Annotated in this window: 1 protein-coding gene; it reads right to left on the bottom strand. The window is 37.7% G+C overall.

Translation table 11 applies throughout. The features are described 5' to 3' along the window. Positions 1 to 159: 159 nt before the first annotated feature. Positions 160 to 644 (bottom strand): ABZJ_00895 family protein (locus R7R78_RS27145; protein ID WP_225474741.1); only part of this gene is annotated, 485 nt, incomplete at its 5' end.

Below are 644 nucleotides of genomic sequence, written 5' to 3'. Positions count from 1 at the left end.
CATAAACATGTTGAGTTTTCGTGGAAAGAGCGTTTCGTCTAAAACATTCGATTTTGCTAGAGACCAAAGAGGCACCAAGGAAGAGAAAACAATAACGCCAGCACGATATGGCTGGCGTCTTTTTTACGTATCAATCTTTAAGCGTCCGTTATATTTGAGTTACGCACCCTTTTGCGCTTTTAGCAAAACCTTAATCGCCATTTTTTCACCACTCTTAAAAATAAAGTACGCGAGACAAACGGTTATTAAGGTTAATACAACGATAATAATACTGAACCAACCTAGTTCCGCTATCAATTCAAATATAGAGATGCCCAAAAACATTAAGATGAGAGAAAACACCACTAAGCTCGATAAATTCCAAAGCAACACTGAATACCACCTCGTTCTCGAGGGCATTATATTCCCTGTTTTATAGCCAAAATAATATCCTACACTCATCGCTGGTATTAACGTCCCAAGAAAGCCGATACCGTTCATTTCCATGCCAGAAATATACTCAATAATAAATAGCAGTATGGCCAAACAAACTGATGCCAGACACAAAAGCGACGTTACAAAGAGCACCGAGGGAGCGTTGTTTTCTGTTGAGTAATTATTTTTCGATTCCACTTTCATTTCCTTCCATTTATTTGAATAAAATA

This window comes from Vibrio sp. 2134-1 (assembly GCF_033339495.1).
This window is presented reverse-complemented; position numbering and strand designations above follow the sequence as displayed.